This window comes from Pseudoalteromonas sp. RB2-MNA-CIBAN-0110, assembly GCF_040309305.1.
Taxonomy (GTDB): domain Bacteria; phylum Pseudomonadota; class Gammaproteobacteria; order Enterobacterales; family Alteromonadaceae; genus Pseudoalteromonas; species Pseudoalteromonas arctica.
This window is the reverse complement of the sequence record NZ_JBEOOQ010000051.1, coordinates 1-15,208: the sequence shown is the minus strand read 5'-3', so window position 1 is coordinate 15,208 and position 15,208 is coordinate 1. Positions and strand designations below refer to the sequence as shown.

Sequence of the window (15,208 nt, the reverse complement as noted above, 5' to 3'; positions counted from 1 at the left end):
GCTATTATACCATTTAAGTATTTTTAAATGCAGGTTTGTAAGGTATTAATTGTGAATATGCTAGAGCGTTATTAATATAAACTTATGTATAAAAGAACACCTAAAAACACTTCACTTACTTTTATAGCATTGGGTTATTTAGGTTTGTACCTTTGCTCATGTATAAATCGTCATATCTGAGGCCACCATTTCCGTAAGGCTTTTTAATTGGGCCTGTATTACAGTTTGCTAAAAAATATATAAGAGGTTGTTCGCGCTTCATTCTAAATTGTGCATTTTTATACACCAGTGTTTGCTTGCTAAATTCACCACCTTTTACGTAAACATCATATTGCTGACCTTGCTCTGAGGCTGCTGCGTTATTAACAACATACCATACGTCGTACCAGGTATTTGTTTGCAGTGGCTTGGCCGATTGTTTGGTAGTGTAGTTTTGAATGTTGCTATACCCGCTGTCGGTTTTAACCATTAATGCGCCATCGTTTACAAGCCCGTTTGATTCTGTTTTATCGGTTACGCGAAGTGTAGGCTCAAACGCATCGTACGCATTTTTATTAATTAGCTCTGGCGTAAGGTTGCTTAATCCAAAAGCATGGTTATTAGGAAAAGCAGCCACGTTTATACGCATATAAAATGTGTAGGTGTCACCAACTTCAACCGCTTGTGGAAGTTTTGTATAAGAAAGCGCTTTACGATTTCCTACAATCCCCTCAGCTGCAGGCTTTTTTAGTAAATAATGATTTGTTGATGCAGATACTTGTTCTGGTTGTATAACTGTTATTTGTGGGTTTTTAACCTGTGGTTTAGTTTCATTTTGGGTATCGACACTTTGCCACTTGCTAAGTGAATTTTCAAAGTCATCAATAAGTAGCCAATCGCTTGACGTGTTTTTAGAAATGGTTGAACACGACGCTAACGCGCTTAACAAACATAAAAGTGACATGTGTTTACAATGCATAATTGGCTCTCAGTAAGTTTAGGTTTTTTGGTTAACCAATTATTGTTTTGGCTATAACTTTAAAGCAAAGGTTATGTAACCAATTTAATGTTTTTATGTCAATCATTAAAAAAATAGGTATGGCGTGGGAATTGCGGAGATATAAAAATTATTATTCCATTCAGAAAATTAACCAGTAAACTTATCCATTAAATCAACTCAGCAAATTTCAGCTGAGTTTAAAATAATTTAATAGTTAGGATGTTATATGTATACGGGTTCGTGTTTGTGCGGTGAGGTAAGGGTTGAAGTGTCGGGCAGTATAACCAGCATTATCCATTGTCATTGTTCACTGTGCAGAAAAAACAGCGGGACTGCATTTGCAACCAATGGCTTTGTAAATACAGATGACTTTACAATAACTAAAGGGCAGGCACTACTTAGCGAGTATAGTTTTAAAGTAGGGCGTACTCGTTACTTTTGTAAATGTTGTGGCTCGCCAGTTTATAGTAGCAATAATGATGACAAAAGCAGAATACGAATTCGTTTAGGAATATTTGATAGCGATATTACTGAGCAGGTTTTATCGCATAATTTTGTTACGTCTAAAGCTAACTGGGAGAAGTTAGAAACAAGCTTACCGTGCTATGAAAAACATGAACCTGGTCGGTAACGCGTTTTATTCAATGTGGTAAATGCTGTTAATACTTTTATAAAGGTTTGGCGCAAAATTTATAAACACAGGTGAGTTTTGTATTTCATCAACGTTTATATGCATTAATGTTTGCTGGCTTAGTATGATTACTATATTTTTGTATTCGTTAAACTCTATTATCCCTAAGCACTTAAAATGTTGCCTTAAAAGTACTAAAAGCATTTGCAGCTCTTGGCCTGTTTGTGGGTTTAAATTAATGATTACTTGCGTATTTTGCTCACTGCAGCGATTTATATTTTGCCAAAAGCTATCGCTGGTTAAAAAAGGCTGATGATATTCACCACTAAAAATATCGATAGTGATTACGTTAAAGTGATCAGAGCATTGGGTAATATATTGCTCGGCGCATTGTAAATAGGTGCTGTGCTTAATTGGTAACTTAAAGTGCTGGGCAGCAATTAAGGCAATGCTTGGGTTTATTTCTACCGTGTTAAATGTATTGATGGTGTTTATGTAAGGCGTACTACTTTGCAAGTGATATATAATTCGCTCAAACCCTGCAGTGCCTAAACCTAAATTTAATATATTTAGTGTATCTACCGGTTTAAGTAAAAATAACATCATACACTGGTTTACAGGTACTATTACTTGCTCTGGGTGTATAAGGTTCATAACGCCTTGAATTGTTATGTCTTCATTGGTTTTTTGTGCAAGCGTTAACCACCGATATTCTTTATTTTGATACACGCATACGGGGCCGTATGCACTTTGCTGCGACTCAATAAGGTTACTTTTAATTGTATCTTCTTTTAGCTGACGCATAACTTAAACTATTAATATATAAACAATGACAGTGTGCCACGAAAAACACATTTTTTAATAGATTATTGTGTAACAAGGTTTGTAATTTAACCTCTAAATATAATATTGTATTAGCAATTAATTAGTTAGAAGTTATTCAAGGATTGAAAATGAGAACATTTATTTGCGCTGTTCATTTTGTGTGTGCTCAGTGGATGAAAAAATTAGACTCAAGAAATAAAAATACGGCCATAAATGCTGCAGCATTGTTAGCTATGATATCTACTGTATATAGTTTTCTTTTAGCTATGACGTTTGACATTCACTACTTAGATAAAATAATCAGTACTTTTAAGCAAAACCCTTTACTTCTTGGTGCTCTATTTTACGCAATCGTAATTGGAATTGTGTTTTTAATTTTGGGTGATTTTAACGGTTATAAAAGTAGAGTTAGATCTTGTATAAATAAAGGGAGCTTTAAAAAATATATTTTAGGAATAAAGCTGTGGATGTTTGGGTTAATTCCTATGACCGGTATTATGTTGATTGTACGACTCAATTAACTCTCTAAGTATTACTATAACTGCGCTTTAGCGTGCTCCTTTCTACATCTACCTCAAATGTATTGCCATAAAATCTTAGTTAAGTAATGGTTACACTATAATAATTAGGAGCTAATAGATGCTTAAAACACCTTTGAAAATCACAACAACGTTACTCAAATTTACTGCAATTGCAGGCGCTTGCACACTTGCATTATCAGCACATGGTGAAACGCAATTACAATATACCGACCAACAAAAGTTACACGATATAGCAAGTGAAGTGTCGGCTACCCGTATCGGTAGTGACATTCAAACGCTGATGGATTTTGGTACTCGCCATACGCTTTCAGAGACTAAATCGGATACGCGAGGTATTGGTGCGGCTAGGCGTTGGATAAAAAAAGAATTTGAAAAAATATCTGTGCAGTGTGGTGGTTGTCTGGAAATTATTGAAGTAAAGGACACTATATCGGGCGAAAAACGCATTCCTAATCCTGTTGAAGTGGTTAACATAGTGGCTATTCAACGTGGGTCGAGCGAGCCGAATCGCATGGTGATGATGTCGGGTGATATAGATTCACGTGTAAGTGATGTTATGGACTTTACTAGCGACTCTCCTGGGGCAAATGATAACGCATCGGGCGTGGCAGGAGTAATAGAAGCAGCTCGTGTTTTAAGTAAATACAAATTTAATGGTTCGGTAGTTTACGCGGCGCTTTCGGGCGAAGAGCAAGGTTTGTTTGGCGGTAAAATATTAACGGCTTATGCACAAAAGCATAACTGGCAAGTTCATGGCGTTTTAAACAACGATATGATTGGTAATATTACCGGTATTAATGGGGTAACTAATAACACGACTGCACGTATATTTTCAGAAGGTACCCGTGTTGTAGAAACAAAAGAGCAAGCTAATACTCGGCGCTTTACAGGTGGTGAAGTCGATTCTGCGAGTCGTAATTTAGCTCGCTACATAGATACTATTGCTGACAGATACATTCCTAATTTAGATACAATGCTTGTATATCGATTAGATAGATTTGGTCGTGGTGGGCATCATCGCCCATTTAATGATGCAGGTTTTGCAGCAGTGCGTATTATGGAAACTAACGAGCACTACGATCGTCAGCATCAAGATTTACGCACTGAAAATGGTGTTGAGTATGGCGATACCATTGAAGGTGTTGATTTTGATTATACGGCTAAGTTAACTTCACTTAATGCGGTAACGATGGCGTCTATGGCGTGGGCACCCGCACCGCCAAAAGAAGTTAAAATAAAGGGCGCTGTTACAGCTGATACGTCGTTTTCATGGCAACAAAGCAGTGATGAAAATATTGCTGGCTATAAAATTTATTGGCGTTACACGAGCGAGCCGCAATGGCAGTTTAGTAAATACGTTGGTAAGGTTTCACAGTACACACTTAAAAACGTAGTGATTGATAATTATTACTTTGGTGTAGCCTCTGTTAGTAAAGACGGTATTGAGTCTCCAGTAGTTTTTCCGGGTGATGTAGGTTCGTTTGATCACAATATAAAATAATAGTTTGGCTAAAAACACAGCAAACAGAGCGCTTTAAGGTGCAAACGACCTTTTTATACTTGCACCTTATTTACTAAGCCCTTAGAGTGTTAAAAAAGAAGTAAAAGGTTATTAAAAATGCAACAACAAGAAAAAAAGCCGTTAACAGCAAAAGAGCAAGTTATAACTGATGAGCAAAGAATGCAGTGGCAACGCGAATGTTTTCAAGCAGCGCAAAAACATTTAGCCGAAAAGGGCATTATGCCAAAATCAGTAGTTGATAAAGACAGCCGATTTTTAGCACCACTTTGTGCAATGTGGAAATTTAAAGCCCAAAACGGTAAAACATATTGGGTAGTAACAGGGCGCTTACCTACAGATCATGCTGAAGTAAGTGCAGCTACAGATGCTCGCGATGCAATGCGTTATTTTTCTTTGCAGTGGCAATTAAAAGCGGATCAAATTATGAGTACAGGCGCGCGTGATAAAACGCAGGTAGATTTTGCTAACTTACTTATAAATAGAGCACATGGCTTGTACGAAATGTATGATAATGAACCGCTGTGGGCAAATGAACCAAAGTAACTACAGTTTGGGTTAAGTAACAATGTAGAGGGTGATAGCTTATTTATTGCCCTTTTCTTTATCTAATGGACAAGTGTGAAGGGAGTTGTATTAAACGCCGAAACAGAGCATTGCATACGCTGTCTAGGAATTCCCGCCTCCATAAAAACATTTCCTTGCTGAATAAAGCCATTTCGCTTAAAACGCTCTACCTCATTTAAAATACAATTAATGCTTACTTCTTCTATACCTTGGTTTGACGCTAATTCAACAATAAAGTTGAGAAGCGATTTATATACTTTGCGATTACGGTGCTCGGGTAATACAGCTATTCTGCCGATTAAGCCATCTGTACACAGCCGACCTGTTGCAATAGGGCAGTTTGCATCGTCTGTAACAAGTACATGTAATGCAATTTTATCTAGGCTATCAAATTCGATGTGCTTGGGGATATGTAACTCGTAAACAAAAACTCGCTCTCGAATTTTTTGTAGCATATCTTTTTTTATATCCCATTCAACCTTATCAACCAGATAGCCCATTGCAAACTCCTATTGATAGCCAATTAAAATGAGTAAGCAATCACAGCAAAATTATTTAAGCCAATATCAGGTGAAAATTAAAATTTTTAACTAACCTGTATACATAATATTTTACGCTGCAAAATGCTCACCATTATTAATAAAATTGGTATTATTACTCTTAGTCTATATTAAACCAAAGCCCCTCATTAACAAGTGTAGTAAAAGTTTGAGTAAAAACTAAACTTGGGTTTGTTAAATTTAATGCTGAACTTTCAAATTCAGTATTATCGGTAAGTAGTTTTACCGCCGCTAAGTCAGTTAATGGCATAGCGTAATTTTCACCGTTTACACTTAATAACACTTCGGTATCGAGTTGCTGATAAATAGCACGCGTGCCACCTAAACGCTCAAACACAGTTTCTTCATCACTTAAATCATCGCTTATTTGCTCAGGTGTAAATGGAGGTTCTACTGGTGCTAAATCCATTTCATGTTTGGGCTGACTAAGCGTTGAGCCTAACCATTGTTTAAATAAATCGTCATTTTCTAAAAGTGCCGCCATCAGTGTTTTAACTTTATCAACTTCAAGGTTTGTAAGTTCACCTTTTGATTTTCTTAGTGTGATGTTGTGATCGGTATAACGTTTTTGTCCGCTTTCGGTATCAATAATATGATCGGCAAAGCTCGACAATAAATCTTGTTGATTTGGCGCTCTAAAACCAACTGAATAATTTAGTGCGTTTTCTACAGCGTAACCTTCGTGAGGGCACCCAGGTGGAATATACAAAATATCGCCTGGTTCTAATATGCAATCAATTACGGCTTCAAAAGGTTCAACTTGCAGTAACTTTTTGTTTTGAGCAAACTGCTTAAGTGTTGGGTCGGGTAAGCCTACACGCCAATGACGTTTACCTTCGCCTTGAATAATAAATACGTCGTATTGGTCTAAATGTGGACCAACACCACCATTAGGCGTTGAATAGCTGATCATTAAATCATCTATGCGCCAGTTGGGAATAAACCTAAAAGGTTCTAGCAGTTGTGCAGCATCGCTATGCCAGTGATCAACTGCTTGCACGAGTAAAGTGGAGTGATCGTCGGTTAACTGCTCAAAGTCTTCAAATGGACCTTGGTGCGTTTGCCAATCATTTTTATGATTGGTGATAATACGCGACTCTATGCTTTCTTCCATTGCTAGGCCGGCAAGTTCATTAGCATCAAGCGGGTCTTGAAAATTAGCAAAACCTTGTTTGATTAAAAGCGGCTTTTTTTGCCAAAAATGGCTTAAAAACTCTTGCTCAGACAAATTATTTATTTTTAATTGATACATACATTATGCCTACTAGTTAGTGCAATGGGGTTAAAACAAAAAAAGCGAAAGGATGATCCTTTCGCTTTTTAAAAGAGCAATTTAGTTTTTAAACTAAATCATCAATAAACTCAACAGCACGACCAATGTAATTAGCAGGTGTTAGTTTTTTCATTTCTACTTTAGCGTGCTCTGGAAGGTCTAAACCATCGATGAAGTCAGCCATTATTTCTTGATTTACACGTTTGCCGCGTGTTAAATCTTTAAGTTTTTCGTATGGTTTTTCAATGCCATATTTACGCATAACCGTTTGAATCGGCTCGGCTAGTAATTCCCAGTTTTGATCAAGCTCGTCAGCTAAACGTTGCTCGTTTACTTCAAGCTTACTTACACCTTTAAGTGTTGATTGGTATGCAATAATTGCATAACCCATACCTACACCTAGGTTACGTAATACGGTTGAATCAGTAAGGTCACGCTGCCAGCGAGAAACGGGTAATTTTTGTGCAAGATGAGCAAAAATAGCGTTTGCTAAACCTAAGTTACCTTCTGAGTTTTCAAAATCAATTGGGTTAACTTTATGTGGCATTGTTGATGAGCCAATTTCGCCTGCAATTGTTTTTTGCTTAAAGTGATTAAGGGCAATGTAACCCCACATGTCACGGTCAAAATCTAACAATATAGTGTTAAAACGTGCAATTGCGTCAAACAACTCTGCAATATAGTCATGCGGTTCAATTTGTGTAGTAAATGGGTTTAGTGTTAAGCCTAAACTTGATACAAATTTATCTGCATGTGTGTGCCAGTCGTAATCTGGGTATGCGCTAAGGTGTGCGTTGTAGTTACCTACAGCACCGTTAACTTTACCTAGCATCTCTACTTGTGCAATTTGCCCGCGTTGACGCTTTAAACGCATATATACGTTAGCAAACTCTTTACCCATAGTTGATGGTGTAGCTGGTTGTCCGTGCGTACGAGTCATCATTGGGATTGTTTTGTATTCAATTGCTTTAGCTTTAATTGCGCTTAAAAGTTCATCGCAATAAGGAAGTAAAACATTTTTACGCGCTTCGCTTAGCATTAAACCATGAGATAGATTGTTAATATCTTCTGAAGTACAAGCAAAGTGAATAAATTCGTTTATTGCATGAAGCTCACTGTTATCGGCTACTTTTTCTTTTAGTAGGTATTCAACCGCTTTAACATCGTGATTTGTAGTGCGTTCTATATCTTTAACGCGTTGTGCATCAGCTTCACTGAAGTTATCTACAATGGCGTTTAGAAGTGCATTAGCTTCTTCGCTAAATGCAGGTACTTCTTTAATATCGCTTGCTGCAGCTAACGCTTGCAACCAACGCACTTCAACAATTACGCGGTATTTGATTAAGCCAAATTCGCTGAAAATACTGCGTAGTTCAGTGGTTTTGCTGCCGTAGCGACCATCCACTGGAGAGATAGCCGTTAACGCTGAAAGCTCCATAATAACTCCTAAATTTTAGTTTGAACGATAGTTAAATTTTTGTTTTAGCAATGGCGAGTATTTTTCTTTTTGCAAAGAAAAAGTGACGGCGTTTACCGCCCATTTGTCGCCATAATACTGCACTTCTAATGCCGGCGAGTAATAACGCACGGATTTTATTTTGAGTGAGCTGCTGTTTTAATAACTCGGGTTTACCATAAACCTGTATTCGGTGCCCAAGGGGGCTCAGCACCGACGAGTATATATCTGCTAAACCGGCAACAACGCTCTCATCGGTAATAGCAAAGTGGTCTAAACGACGATGAATATCATCAATTCGTTTACCTAATTCGTTTAAGCTTTTGTCGTTTGCACTTAGTGCTCGCTCAAGCTGCATTAAACCACCTACGTACTTTACAATTTCAACATCTTTTTGAGCGCCTGCGGTTAGCTGCGCCATCAATGTTTTGTAACCATCACGTAAGTTGTCAGTACCTTGGTAAACATCTTCTGGCGATGCCGGAGATGTTTGAATAATACTTGAAAGTAATATTTCTAAATCATGTTCGTTATTGTTGCCATATTGGGCAATTTTTTGAACTTGTTTAGCAGCCTGGCACATGGCGGCAAGCGCCATGACTTGGTGTTCATTCATTACTTAATCACCGAATCAATAATACCGCCACCTAAACAGATATCTTCTGCGTAAAATACGGCAGATTGACCTGGCGTCACTGCTTTTTGTGGCTCGTCGAACAATACGCGGGCCATGCCGTCTTCACCTACAAGTAAGGTACAGCTTAAGTCTTCTTGGCGGTAACGCGTTTTTACTGTGCAGCGAGTTGTGCCTTTAGGGCCAATACGGTCTACCCAGTGAAGTTGGTTTGCGTTAAGACCGTTGCTGTATAGGCGAGGGTGATCTTTACCTTGGCCCACAATAAGTACATTTCGCTCAAGGTCTTTATCTACTACGTACCAAGGCTCACCAGAACCTTCTTTCATTCCACCAATTAACAAGCCTTTGCGTTGTCCAAGTGTGTGGTACATTAAGCCTTCGTGCTCACCTACGTTATTACCGTCAGTGTCTTCGATAACGCCAGGTTGTGCTGGTAAGAACTTTTGTAAAAAGTCTTTAAATTTACGCTCACCAATAAAGCAGATACCTGTACTGTCTTTTTTATCGTGAGTGATTAGGTCTTGTTCTTCTGCTATGCGGCGTACTTCTGGTTTTTCGATATCGCCTACAGGGAATAACGTTTGGCCAATATGTTCATGGCTTAGAGTATATAAGAAGTAGCTTTGATCTTTATTGTTATCAAGCCCGCGACACATTACGTATTTGTCATCGCGAAGCTCACGGCGAACATAGTGACCCGTTGCAATAAAGTCAGCACCGAGTGCTTGAGCAGCAAATTCTAAAAAGGCTTTAAATTTAATTTCTTTGTTACACATTATATCTGGGTTAGGTGTACGACCTGCTTTGTACTCAGCTAAAAAGTACTCAAATACGTTGTCCCAGTATTCTGCTGCAAAGTTAACAGTGTGAAGCTCAATGCCTAACTTATCACACACTGCTTGTGCATCTTTTAAGTCATCAGCAGCAGCACAGTATTCATCATTGTCGTCTTCTTCCCAGTTCTTCATAAACAGGCCTTCTACTTGGTAGCCCTGTTGTTGTAATAAATATGCAGATACAGAAGAATCAACACCGCCGGACATGCCAACAATGACTTTAATGTGACTATTTTCGCTCATGAATAATTTCGCTTATACAGATTGCTGTTAACTTGGAAAGGCCGCGATTATAGCATGTATTTTGTTTGTGCTTAAAGAGACTAAGGGCTCAAAGAGGGGAATTAGTCAGTATTTTATTTATATAATAAATAGCAAACTAGACTTAAGCGCGTTATCAGGCTGTAACTTTAGTAATATTAAAGTGATCTTTACTAATAAATTAAGACTATAGAATAATTCATGTAGTTATTAAGTTTTATTAATAGTATTTTCTTTTAAAACTACTAGAGTAAATATACACTTAATAAAATAAAAATAGTGGTGAGTATATGAATGTAAACCACTTTAAGTCGCTTGATATATAGTCAATGGAATGAATATATGAATTACGCCTATCAAATAAACAAGATAAATTCTTTAGTTGAACACTACACAAACGAATCTGATTTTGTGGATAGTGAATTACTCTCCAGTAAAACGACAGAGTTTAAAAGGTCAGCCTATCACCTTTTTTATGAGTTAATAAAACTCAAAAACCCTCATATTTACCAAGAACCAAATCATGTACATGAGTTATTTAGCTTAATTAAGGGCTCAACCGCTAAAAAGAACATTGAGCTAAAGGTGCTTGAGCGTGTAGAGCATTGGTGGCTTGAATGGTATTTTGCTTTAGAAATGGACGAAAAGCTTAGTATTGAAAAAAGTGATATGCCAATGAGTTACTTACCTCAAAGTACACTCAACCCTATGCGCAAACATGAGATAAGTCACTACGCTAGGTTATTTACCGTTTTGCCAATGCCGGTATGTAATGTGTGTGCTAAGACGGGTGATATTTTGAAAGTTAATCAACGTTTTGTAGATGTTTTTGGTTATACAGTAGAGGATGTACCTAATCTTAAATCGTGGTGGGAAAAAGCGTATCCAGATCCGCAATACAGAGCACTTGCAAAAGAGCTGTGGCAAGACTCACTTGAAAAAGCGCTGAATAATAATAACGATATACCCGCAAATAACTATCGTGTGTCTTGTCATGATGGCTCACAAGTGATGATGGAAATTTCAGGAATTGATATAGGTGAAGAGTTCTTAGCTGTTTTTAATGATGCTACAGAGCGTTTAGAGGCAGAGGATATACTCAGAGATATGGCCTTTTTAGATGCATTAACCAAAATCGCAAATAGGCGTCGGTTTGATGAAAAACTAACGCATGAGTATGAACGAGCAAAAGAATGCGAAGGCATGCTATCGATGATTATTATCGATATTGACCATTTTAAACAATTTAATGACCGGTATGGGCATGTAGCGGGCGATACGTGTTTATATGATGTGGCTCAAAAAATTGCTTCAACGGTTAGTCGCCCAGAAGATTTTGTTGCTCGCTATGGAGGAGAGGAATTTGTTGTTTTATTACCTCAAACCGATAGGCAAGGGGCGTTGTTTATAGCTGAGCAAATACAAAAAGCTGTAGAAAACTTAGCTATTGCACACCAGGATAGCTTTACCGGATTTTTATCTATAAGTATGGGTATTAATACCATCAGTGACTATACAAATAGTGATGAAATTAGCTTTGTAAAGGCCGCTGATAACGCCCTGTATTATGCTAAAAAACAAGGGCGTAACTGCATAGCGCTAAGCTCAGAGTAAATAAAATAGAGTTAATTATTTTATTTAAGCTACTCCCCAATATAGCTAATTATAAATAGTTTCTAGGTTTAATACTGGTCGATTCAGGCTGTCGTTAATACACTTCAATACTAAAGGGCTTCTAAGCGGTAGTGATTTTATTTGCTCTAATGTGTACCAGTTAGCGCTGATAATGTCGGTATCTATTGGCGTTGGCGCTTTTATATTATCAGGTGCTTCAAATAAAAAGCAGAATCGCAAATAGTGCACTTCATTTTCGGCATGCAAATTATACACACCTAAAAAGCCGACTGGTTCAAGCGCTAAGCCTGTTTCTTCAAGTAGTTCTCTGCTTGCGGCTTGTGCAAGTGTCTCATTTTGTTCTAAATGACCCGCAGGTTGATTGTAACAAATTTGCTTTGTAAATTTATCGCGCTCTTTGACAAGTAAAAACTCATTTTGCTTTTTTACTATTGCTGCAACCGTTACATGCGGTTTATGCATCAACTACGCCCTTAATTACTTTGTATTCACCACAATTAATATCATCTAACGTATAGTTGCCAATACTGTAGCGAATAAGGCGAAGTGTAGGGTGGCCAATATGCGCGGTCATTCGACGAACCTGTCTGTTTTTACCTTCATTAATTGTAATACTTAGCCAAGTGGTAGGGATTGCTTTTCGCTCGCGTACAGGCGGATTACGCGTCCAAATTGTAGGTTCATCAATTATTTTAACGTTAGCGGGGAGTGTAAGCCCGTCTTTAAGTTCTACGCCATTACATAAATCTTTAATTGATTCGCTTGTTGGTTCACCCTCAACTTGTGCCCAGTAGGTTTTATTCGTCTTTTTATCAGGTGCCGTTAGGGTATTTTGCAATTTTCCACAGTTTGTTAAAAGTAATAAACCTTCACTGTCTCTGTCTAATCTTCCTGCTGCGTAAACTTCTTTAATAGGTATAAACTCAGCGAGAGTTTTTCTGTCTGCGTCATCCGTAAATTGGCATAGCACATCAAATGGTTTATTGAATAACACAATTTTTCTGTCTTTAGATGCTATTTGCGGCTTTATTTCTCTTTTACCTGAAGGCGTTTTGTTAAGTGCACTGCGTGAATAAGTACGCCCTGTACTTCTTTTTGGCTTAGATTCAGTTAATTGATTATTGCCTGATTTAGATCTCATTATATGCACCTAGCTGGTTTTGGTAATCCGGCGATTTTTGTTGCTTGCTTAGCAGGGCCTTTAGGGAATAATTTATATAAATAAAGGCTGTTTCCTTTGTCTTCACCGAGTGCTTTAGCCATTGCTTTTACAAGCATCCGAATTGCTGGACTGGTGTTATATTCAATATAAAAATCACGAACAAAGTTAATGACTTCCCAGTGTTGAACGCTAAGGGTAATGTTTTCTTGGATAGCAATTACAGGTGCTAGCTCCTTTGACCACAAAGTATGGTCAAGCAAGTAGCCTTGTTTGTCGGTTTCAATTTGTTGGTTGTTAAATTCAAGCATGAGTTACCACGTAATTGATTGATTAGTTGATAAAGTGAGTGCTACAAAGTCTTCATAGCTAATGGCTTTATCGTTATCTGTTAATTTTATTGCACGTACTTGCGCGTCTTGTTCAAGTATTAACAGTGTATCTGCAAATTGCCTAAATTGTTTTTTTGCAAAGCAGGCATCACCAACAAGTAGCACGTTATCGGTTGATAAAATTAAGTTCTCTAGCTGATTTGCCGAATAATAGTTAAGCGGCTTAGAAAAAATATGTAATGTACTCATAAATTCACCACATGTTGCTGCGCTTTAATTAATGTTTGTTGTTGGCTAAAGTTGAGTGCTTTTGCTTCTATGAGCAAATCATGTTTATTTAAACCATAATCAAGCAATGACTTTTCACACACGTAGATGTTTTCAACATCATAAATTTCGAGTGTTTTAATGTTTTTAAAAAAATCTTTTAAGCCAATATTGTTTGGTTGTTGATGCTTTTTTAAAGCCAAAACAGCAGGGCCGCTAAACAACCAACTTACATTTTGATCAACAGCAGCAAATATCAATGTCATATCAAGTGCATCACGAATATTTAAATCGTCAAATGGACTGCACTGACTCATTACTAATACGTTTATCATTTAAATTGCACCCATTTATCAGCGTCGCTTGCAAGCATTGCAAATTCAGCTAACCCTGCGACTGCAAATACACCTGTGTTTTTAATATCTAACCCGCGTTTTTCAGCGGCGGTAACACACAGCATTAAATTTATTTTTCGATCGGCGAGTTGCTGCCAAAGTGCTGAAATTTGAAGTTCGTCTGAGGATAAATCAAAGTGGGTAGATGCATGATAAATACCTTGCTGGTATAAAAAAATAGCATCAATGGTGTGCCCTTGGGCTAAACATGCATTCGCAAACTTAACTAACCTTTGCGTTGTATCGTGATCGGATGGTGGTGTATGTAATGAAAGAACAAAACGTGACAAAACAATTCCAATAAAAAAGCCCCAATTAAGGGGCTATTTTAACAGAACTATTTAATTAGTCATCACTTGCGCCAAGTAGAGCAAGTAAAGACGTAAATAAGTTATATACGCTTAGGTATAAAGACACTGTTGCGCGAATGTAGTTGGTTTCGCCGCCGTTAATGATTCGGCTTGTATCGAATAAAATCAAACCAGACATGATCAATACAACTGCAGCATTAAGCACCATAAACATAAGTGAACTGCCAACAAAAATGTTAACAATACTAGCTACAATCACAACGATTAAGCCAACCGTTAAAAAGCCACCCATGAATGAGAAGTCTTTTTTAGTGTTCAGTGCGTAAGCAGATAAACCAAAAAAGATAAGCGCAGTAGAACCTAACGCTTGCATAATAAGCATTGGGCCATTAGGCATTGCAGCATAATGGTTAAGCAATGGACCTAAGCCAGCCCCCATTAAACCTGTGAAAGCAAACACCCAAAATACACCAGATGCTGTATCTGCTTTTTTATTTACAACAAATAATAAACCGAACGAAACAAGTGTAAACACAATTCCCATAAAGTAAGGTAATTGTAGTGCCATTGAAATACCGGCTGTAACTGCACTGAATGCAAGTGTCATAGCTAGTAAAAAGTAGGTGTTTTTAAGTACCTTGTTTGTTTCAATGGTAGACATTACCGGTTTCGCGGTATTGTACGATTGATTAAACGCCATTGTAGAGCTCCTTTAAGTGAAACGTGTGTGTTTCGATAATTTAACTAAAATTAGATTACCAACTCTTATATGTTTGGGCAAACCTTTGTAGATCAATAGAGTTAAATATTTAAATAAAAGAGTATTGACGGCTAAATTAAAAACACTTTGTTCTAACTTTAGACAAATTAATTATTTTTTAAGCACTTAAACAATTAATTTAAAAAAAAGCTTCACAAAAGGGATGGGTTTCCCTATTATGCAGGCCGTGCGGAGAGATGGCAGAGTGGTCGAATGCACCGGTCTTGAAAACCGGCATGGGTTTATAGCCCATCTAGGGTTCA

At 37.5% G+C, this 15,208-nt stretch carries 19 protein-coding genes; 5 read left to right on the top strand and 14 right to left on the bottom strand.

Annotation, left to right across the window (positions count from 1 at the left end; translation table 11 throughout):
• Positions 1 to 121: 121 nt before the first annotated feature.
• Positions 122 to 958: a hypothetical protein gene (locus AAEY68_RS18890; protein WP_350586683.1), complete on the bottom strand. Its 837-nt coding sequence runs from the start codon at positions 956 to 958 to the stop codon at positions 122 to 124.
• 247 nt (positions 959 to 1,205) lie between these two features.
• Between AAEY68_RS18890 and AAEY68_RS18885 the strand changes: the two genes are divergently transcribed.
• Positions 1,206 to 1,610, top strand: a complete 405-nt coding sequence (locus AAEY68_RS18885) for a GFA family protein (protein WP_350586682.1) — start codon at positions 1,206 to 1,208, stop codon at positions 1,608 to 1,610.
• 6 nt (positions 1,611 to 1,616) lie between these two features.
• Here the strand turns inward: AAEY68_RS18885 and AAEY68_RS18880 are convergent, their stop codons facing one another.
• Positions 1,617 to 2,414: a class I SAM-dependent methyltransferase gene (locus AAEY68_RS18880; RefSeq protein ID WP_350586681.1), complete on the bottom strand. Its 798-nt coding sequence runs from the start codon at positions 2,412 to 2,414 to the stop codon at positions 1,617 to 1,619.
• Between the two features lie 149 nt (positions 2,415 to 2,563).
• Between AAEY68_RS18880 and AAEY68_RS18875 the strand changes: the two genes are divergently transcribed.
• The 3 genes from AAEY68_RS18875 to AAEY68_RS18865 all read left to right on the top strand — a co-directional run bounded on the left by AAEY68_RS18875 (position 2,564) and on the right by AAEY68_RS18865 (position 5,042).
• Entirely contained in the window at positions 2,564 to 2,956 is a 393-nt protein-coding gene (locus AAEY68_RS18875) for a hypothetical protein (RefSeq protein WP_350586680.1), read from the top strand.
• A 118-nt stretch (positions 2,957 to 3,074) separates the two neighbouring features.
• Positions 3,075 to 4,478, top strand: a complete 1,404-nt coding sequence (locus AAEY68_RS18870; protein WP_350586679.1) for a M28 family peptidase — start codon at positions 3,075 to 3,077, stop codon at positions 4,476 to 4,478.
• A 117-nt stretch (positions 4,479 to 4,595) separates the two neighbouring features.
• Complete coding sequence (locus AAEY68_RS18865; RefSeq protein ID WP_007580192.1) at positions 4,596 to 5,042, top strand: DUF4826 family protein; 447 nt, start codon at positions 4,596 to 4,598, stop codon at positions 5,040 to 5,042.
• Positions 5,043 to 5,104: 62 nt separating this feature from the next.
• Here the strand turns inward: AAEY68_RS18865 and AAEY68_RS18860 are convergent, their stop codons facing one another.
• The 5 genes from AAEY68_RS18860 to mnmA form a co-directional block, all read right to left on the bottom strand.
• The gene (locus AAEY68_RS18860; RefSeq protein WP_010552647.1) at positions 5,105 to 5,563 is read right to left on the bottom strand and encodes a GNAT family N-acetyltransferase; all 459 of its coding nucleotides are present in this window, start codon (positions 5,561 to 5,563) and stop codon (positions 5,105 to 5,107) included.
• A gap of 160 nt (positions 5,564 to 5,723) precedes the next feature.
• Complete coding sequence (locus AAEY68_RS18855; RefSeq protein ID WP_169043730.1) at positions 5,724 to 6,875, bottom strand: ribosomal protein uL16 3-hydroxylase; 1,152 nt, start codon at positions 6,873 to 6,875, stop codon at positions 5,724 to 5,726.
• A gap of 88 nt (positions 6,876 to 6,963) precedes the next feature.
• On the bottom strand, positions 6,964 to 8,334 hold the full coding sequence (gene purB / locus AAEY68_RS18850; RefSeq protein ID WP_010552649.1) for an adenylosuccinate lyase: 1,371 nt from the start codon (positions 8,332 to 8,334) through the stop codon (positions 6,964 to 6,966).
• 31 nt (positions 8,335 to 8,365) lie between these two features.
• On the bottom strand, positions 8,366 to 8,968 hold the full coding sequence (gene hflD, locus AAEY68_RS18845; protein ID WP_024589171.1) for a high frequency lysogenization protein HflD: 603 nt from the start codon (positions 8,966 to 8,968) through the stop codon (positions 8,366 to 8,368).
• Positions 8,968 to 10,068: a tRNA 2-thiouridine(34) synthase MnmA gene (gene mnmA, locus AAEY68_RS18840; protein WP_007580201.1), complete on the bottom strand. Its 1,101-nt coding sequence runs from the start codon at positions 10,066 to 10,068 to the stop codon at positions 8,968 to 8,970. The genes hflD and mnmA overlap by 1 nt, the downstream gene beginning before the upstream one ends.
• A 360-nt stretch (positions 10,069 to 10,428) precedes the next feature.
• Here mnmA and AAEY68_RS18835 point away from each other — a divergent pair, with 360 nt between their 5' ends.
• Positions 10,429 to 11,700, top strand: coding sequence for a sensor domain-containing diguanylate cyclase (locus AAEY68_RS18835; protein ID WP_350586678.1), 1,272 nt, complete (start codon positions 10,429 to 10,431; stop codon positions 11,698 to 11,700).
• A 45-nt stretch (positions 11,701 to 11,745) separates the two neighbouring features.
• Here AAEY68_RS18835 and AAEY68_RS18830 read toward each other — a convergent pair whose 3' ends face one another.
• Genes AAEY68_RS18830 through AAEY68_RS18800 form a run of 7 tightly spaced genes read right to left on the bottom strand, consistent with a single transcriptional unit; the run spans position 11,746 to position 14,885 of the window.
• On the bottom strand, positions 11,746 to 12,183 hold the full coding sequence (locus AAEY68_RS18830; RefSeq protein WP_350586677.1) for an NUDIX hydrolase: 438 nt from the start codon (positions 12,181 to 12,183) through the stop codon (positions 11,746 to 11,748).
• Complete coding sequence (locus AAEY68_RS18825; RefSeq protein ID WP_350586676.1) at positions 12,176 to 12,862, bottom strand: pseudouridine synthase; 687 nt, start codon at positions 12,860 to 12,862, stop codon at positions 12,176 to 12,178. The genes AAEY68_RS18830 and AAEY68_RS18825 overlap by 8 nt, the downstream gene beginning before the upstream one ends.
• The gene (locus AAEY68_RS18820) at positions 12,862 to 13,191 is read right to left on the bottom strand and encodes a TusE/DsrC/DsvC family sulfur relay protein (protein ID WP_007580207.1); all 330 of its coding nucleotides are present in this window, start codon (positions 13,189 to 13,191) and stop codon (positions 12,862 to 12,864) included. Before AAEY68_RS18820 ends, AAEY68_RS18825 begins: the two co-directional genes overlap by 1 nt.
• 3 nt (positions 13,192 to 13,194) lie before the next feature.
• Positions 13,195 to 13,461, bottom strand: a complete 267-nt coding sequence (locus tag AAEY68_RS18815) for a DsrH/TusB family sulfur metabolism protein (protein WP_024589175.1) — start codon at positions 13,459 to 13,461, stop codon at positions 13,195 to 13,197.
• The gene (gene tusC, locus AAEY68_RS18810; RefSeq protein ID WP_007580210.1) at positions 13,458 to 13,814 is read right to left on the bottom strand and encodes a sulfurtransferase complex subunit TusC; all 357 of its coding nucleotides are present in this window, start codon (positions 13,812 to 13,814) and stop codon (positions 13,458 to 13,460) included. Before tusC ends, AAEY68_RS18815 begins: the two co-directional genes overlap by 4 nt.
• On the bottom strand, positions 13,811 to 14,164 hold the full coding sequence (tusD, locus tag AAEY68_RS18805; RefSeq protein WP_350586675.1) for a sulfurtransferase complex subunit TusD: 354 nt from the start codon (positions 14,162 to 14,164) through the stop codon (positions 13,811 to 13,813). Before tusD ends, tusC begins: the two co-directional genes overlap by 4 nt.
• Before the next feature lie 55 nt (positions 14,165 to 14,219).
• Positions 14,220 to 14,885 carry a Bax inhibitor-1/YccA family protein gene (locus AAEY68_RS18800; RefSeq protein ID WP_007580214.1) on the bottom strand — a complete coding sequence of 222 codons (666 nt, stop codon included), beginning with the start codon at positions 14,883 to 14,885 and terminating at the stop codon, positions 14,220 to 14,222.
• Positions 14,886 to 15,208 lie beyond the last annotated feature (323 nt).

Excerpts from the sequence above, each read along its gene's own strand:
- mnmA (WP_007580201.1), bottom strand. The coding sequence starts at position 10,068 with ATGAGCGAAAATAGTCACATTAAAGTCATTGTTGGCATGTCCGGCGGT.
- AAEY68_RS18875 (WP_350586680.1), top strand. The coding sequence starts at position 2,564 with ATGAGAACATTTATTTGCGCTGTTCATTTTGTGTGTGCTCAGTGGATG.
- AAEY68_RS18870 (WP_350586679.1), top strand. The coding sequence starts at position 3,075 with ATGCTTAAAACACCTTTGAAAATCACAACAACGTTACTCAAATTTACT.
- AAEY68_RS18820 (WP_007580207.1), bottom strand. The coding sequence starts at position 13,191 with ATGCTTGAATTTAACAACCAACAAATTGAAACCGACAAACAAGGCTAC.
- tusC (WP_007580210.1), bottom strand. The coding sequence starts at position 13,814 with ATGATAAACGTATTAGTAATGAGTCAGTGCAGTCCATTTGACGATTTA.
- AAEY68_RS18815 (WP_024589175.1), bottom strand. The coding sequence starts at position 13,461 with ATGAGTACATTACATATTTTTTCTAAGCCGCTTAACTATTATTCGGCA.
- purB (WP_010552649.1), bottom strand. The coding sequence starts at position 8,334 with ATGGAGCTTTCAGCGTTAACGGCTATCTCTCCAGTGGATGGTCGCTAC.
- AAEY68_RS18830 (WP_350586677.1), bottom strand. The coding sequence starts at position 12,183 with ATGCATAAACCGCATGTAACGGTTGCAGCAATAGTAAAAAAGCAAAAT.
- AAEY68_RS18860 (WP_010552647.1), bottom strand. The coding sequence starts at position 5,563 with ATGGGCTATCTGGTTGATAAGGTTGAATGGGATATAAAAAAAGATATG.
- AAEY68_RS18835 (WP_350586678.1), top strand. The coding sequence starts at position 10,429 with ATGAATTACGCCTATCAAATAAACAAGATAAATTCTTTAGTTGAACAC.
- AAEY68_RS18800 (WP_007580214.1), bottom strand. The coding sequence starts at position 14,885 with ATGGCGTTTAATCAATCGTACAATACCGCGAAACCGGTAATGTCTACC.
- AAEY68_RS18865 (WP_007580192.1), top strand. The coding sequence starts at position 4,596 with ATGCAACAACAAGAAAAAAAGCCGTTAACAGCAAAAGAGCAAGTTATA.
- AAEY68_RS18825 (WP_350586676.1), bottom strand. The coding sequence starts at position 12,862 with ATGAGATCTAAATCAGGCAATAATCAATTAACTGAATCTAAGCCAAAA.
- AAEY68_RS18855 (WP_169043730.1), bottom strand. The coding sequence starts at position 6,875 with ATGTATCAATTAAAAATAAATAATTTGTCTGAGCAAGAGTTTTTAAGC.
- AAEY68_RS18885 (WP_350586682.1), top strand. The coding sequence starts at position 1,206 with ATGTATACGGGTTCGTGTTTGTGCGGTGAGGTAAGGGTTGAAGTGTCG.
- AAEY68_RS18890 (WP_350586683.1), bottom strand. The coding sequence starts at position 958 with ATGCATTGTAAACACATGTCACTTTTATGTTTGTTAAGCGCGTTAGCG.
- AAEY68_RS18880 (WP_350586681.1), bottom strand. The coding sequence starts at position 2,414 with ATGCGTCAGCTAAAAGAAGATACAATTAAAAGTAACCTTATTGAGTCG.
- hflD (WP_024589171.1), bottom strand. The coding sequence starts at position 8,968 with ATGAATGAACACCAAGTCATGGCGCTTGCCGCCATGTGCCAGGCTGCT.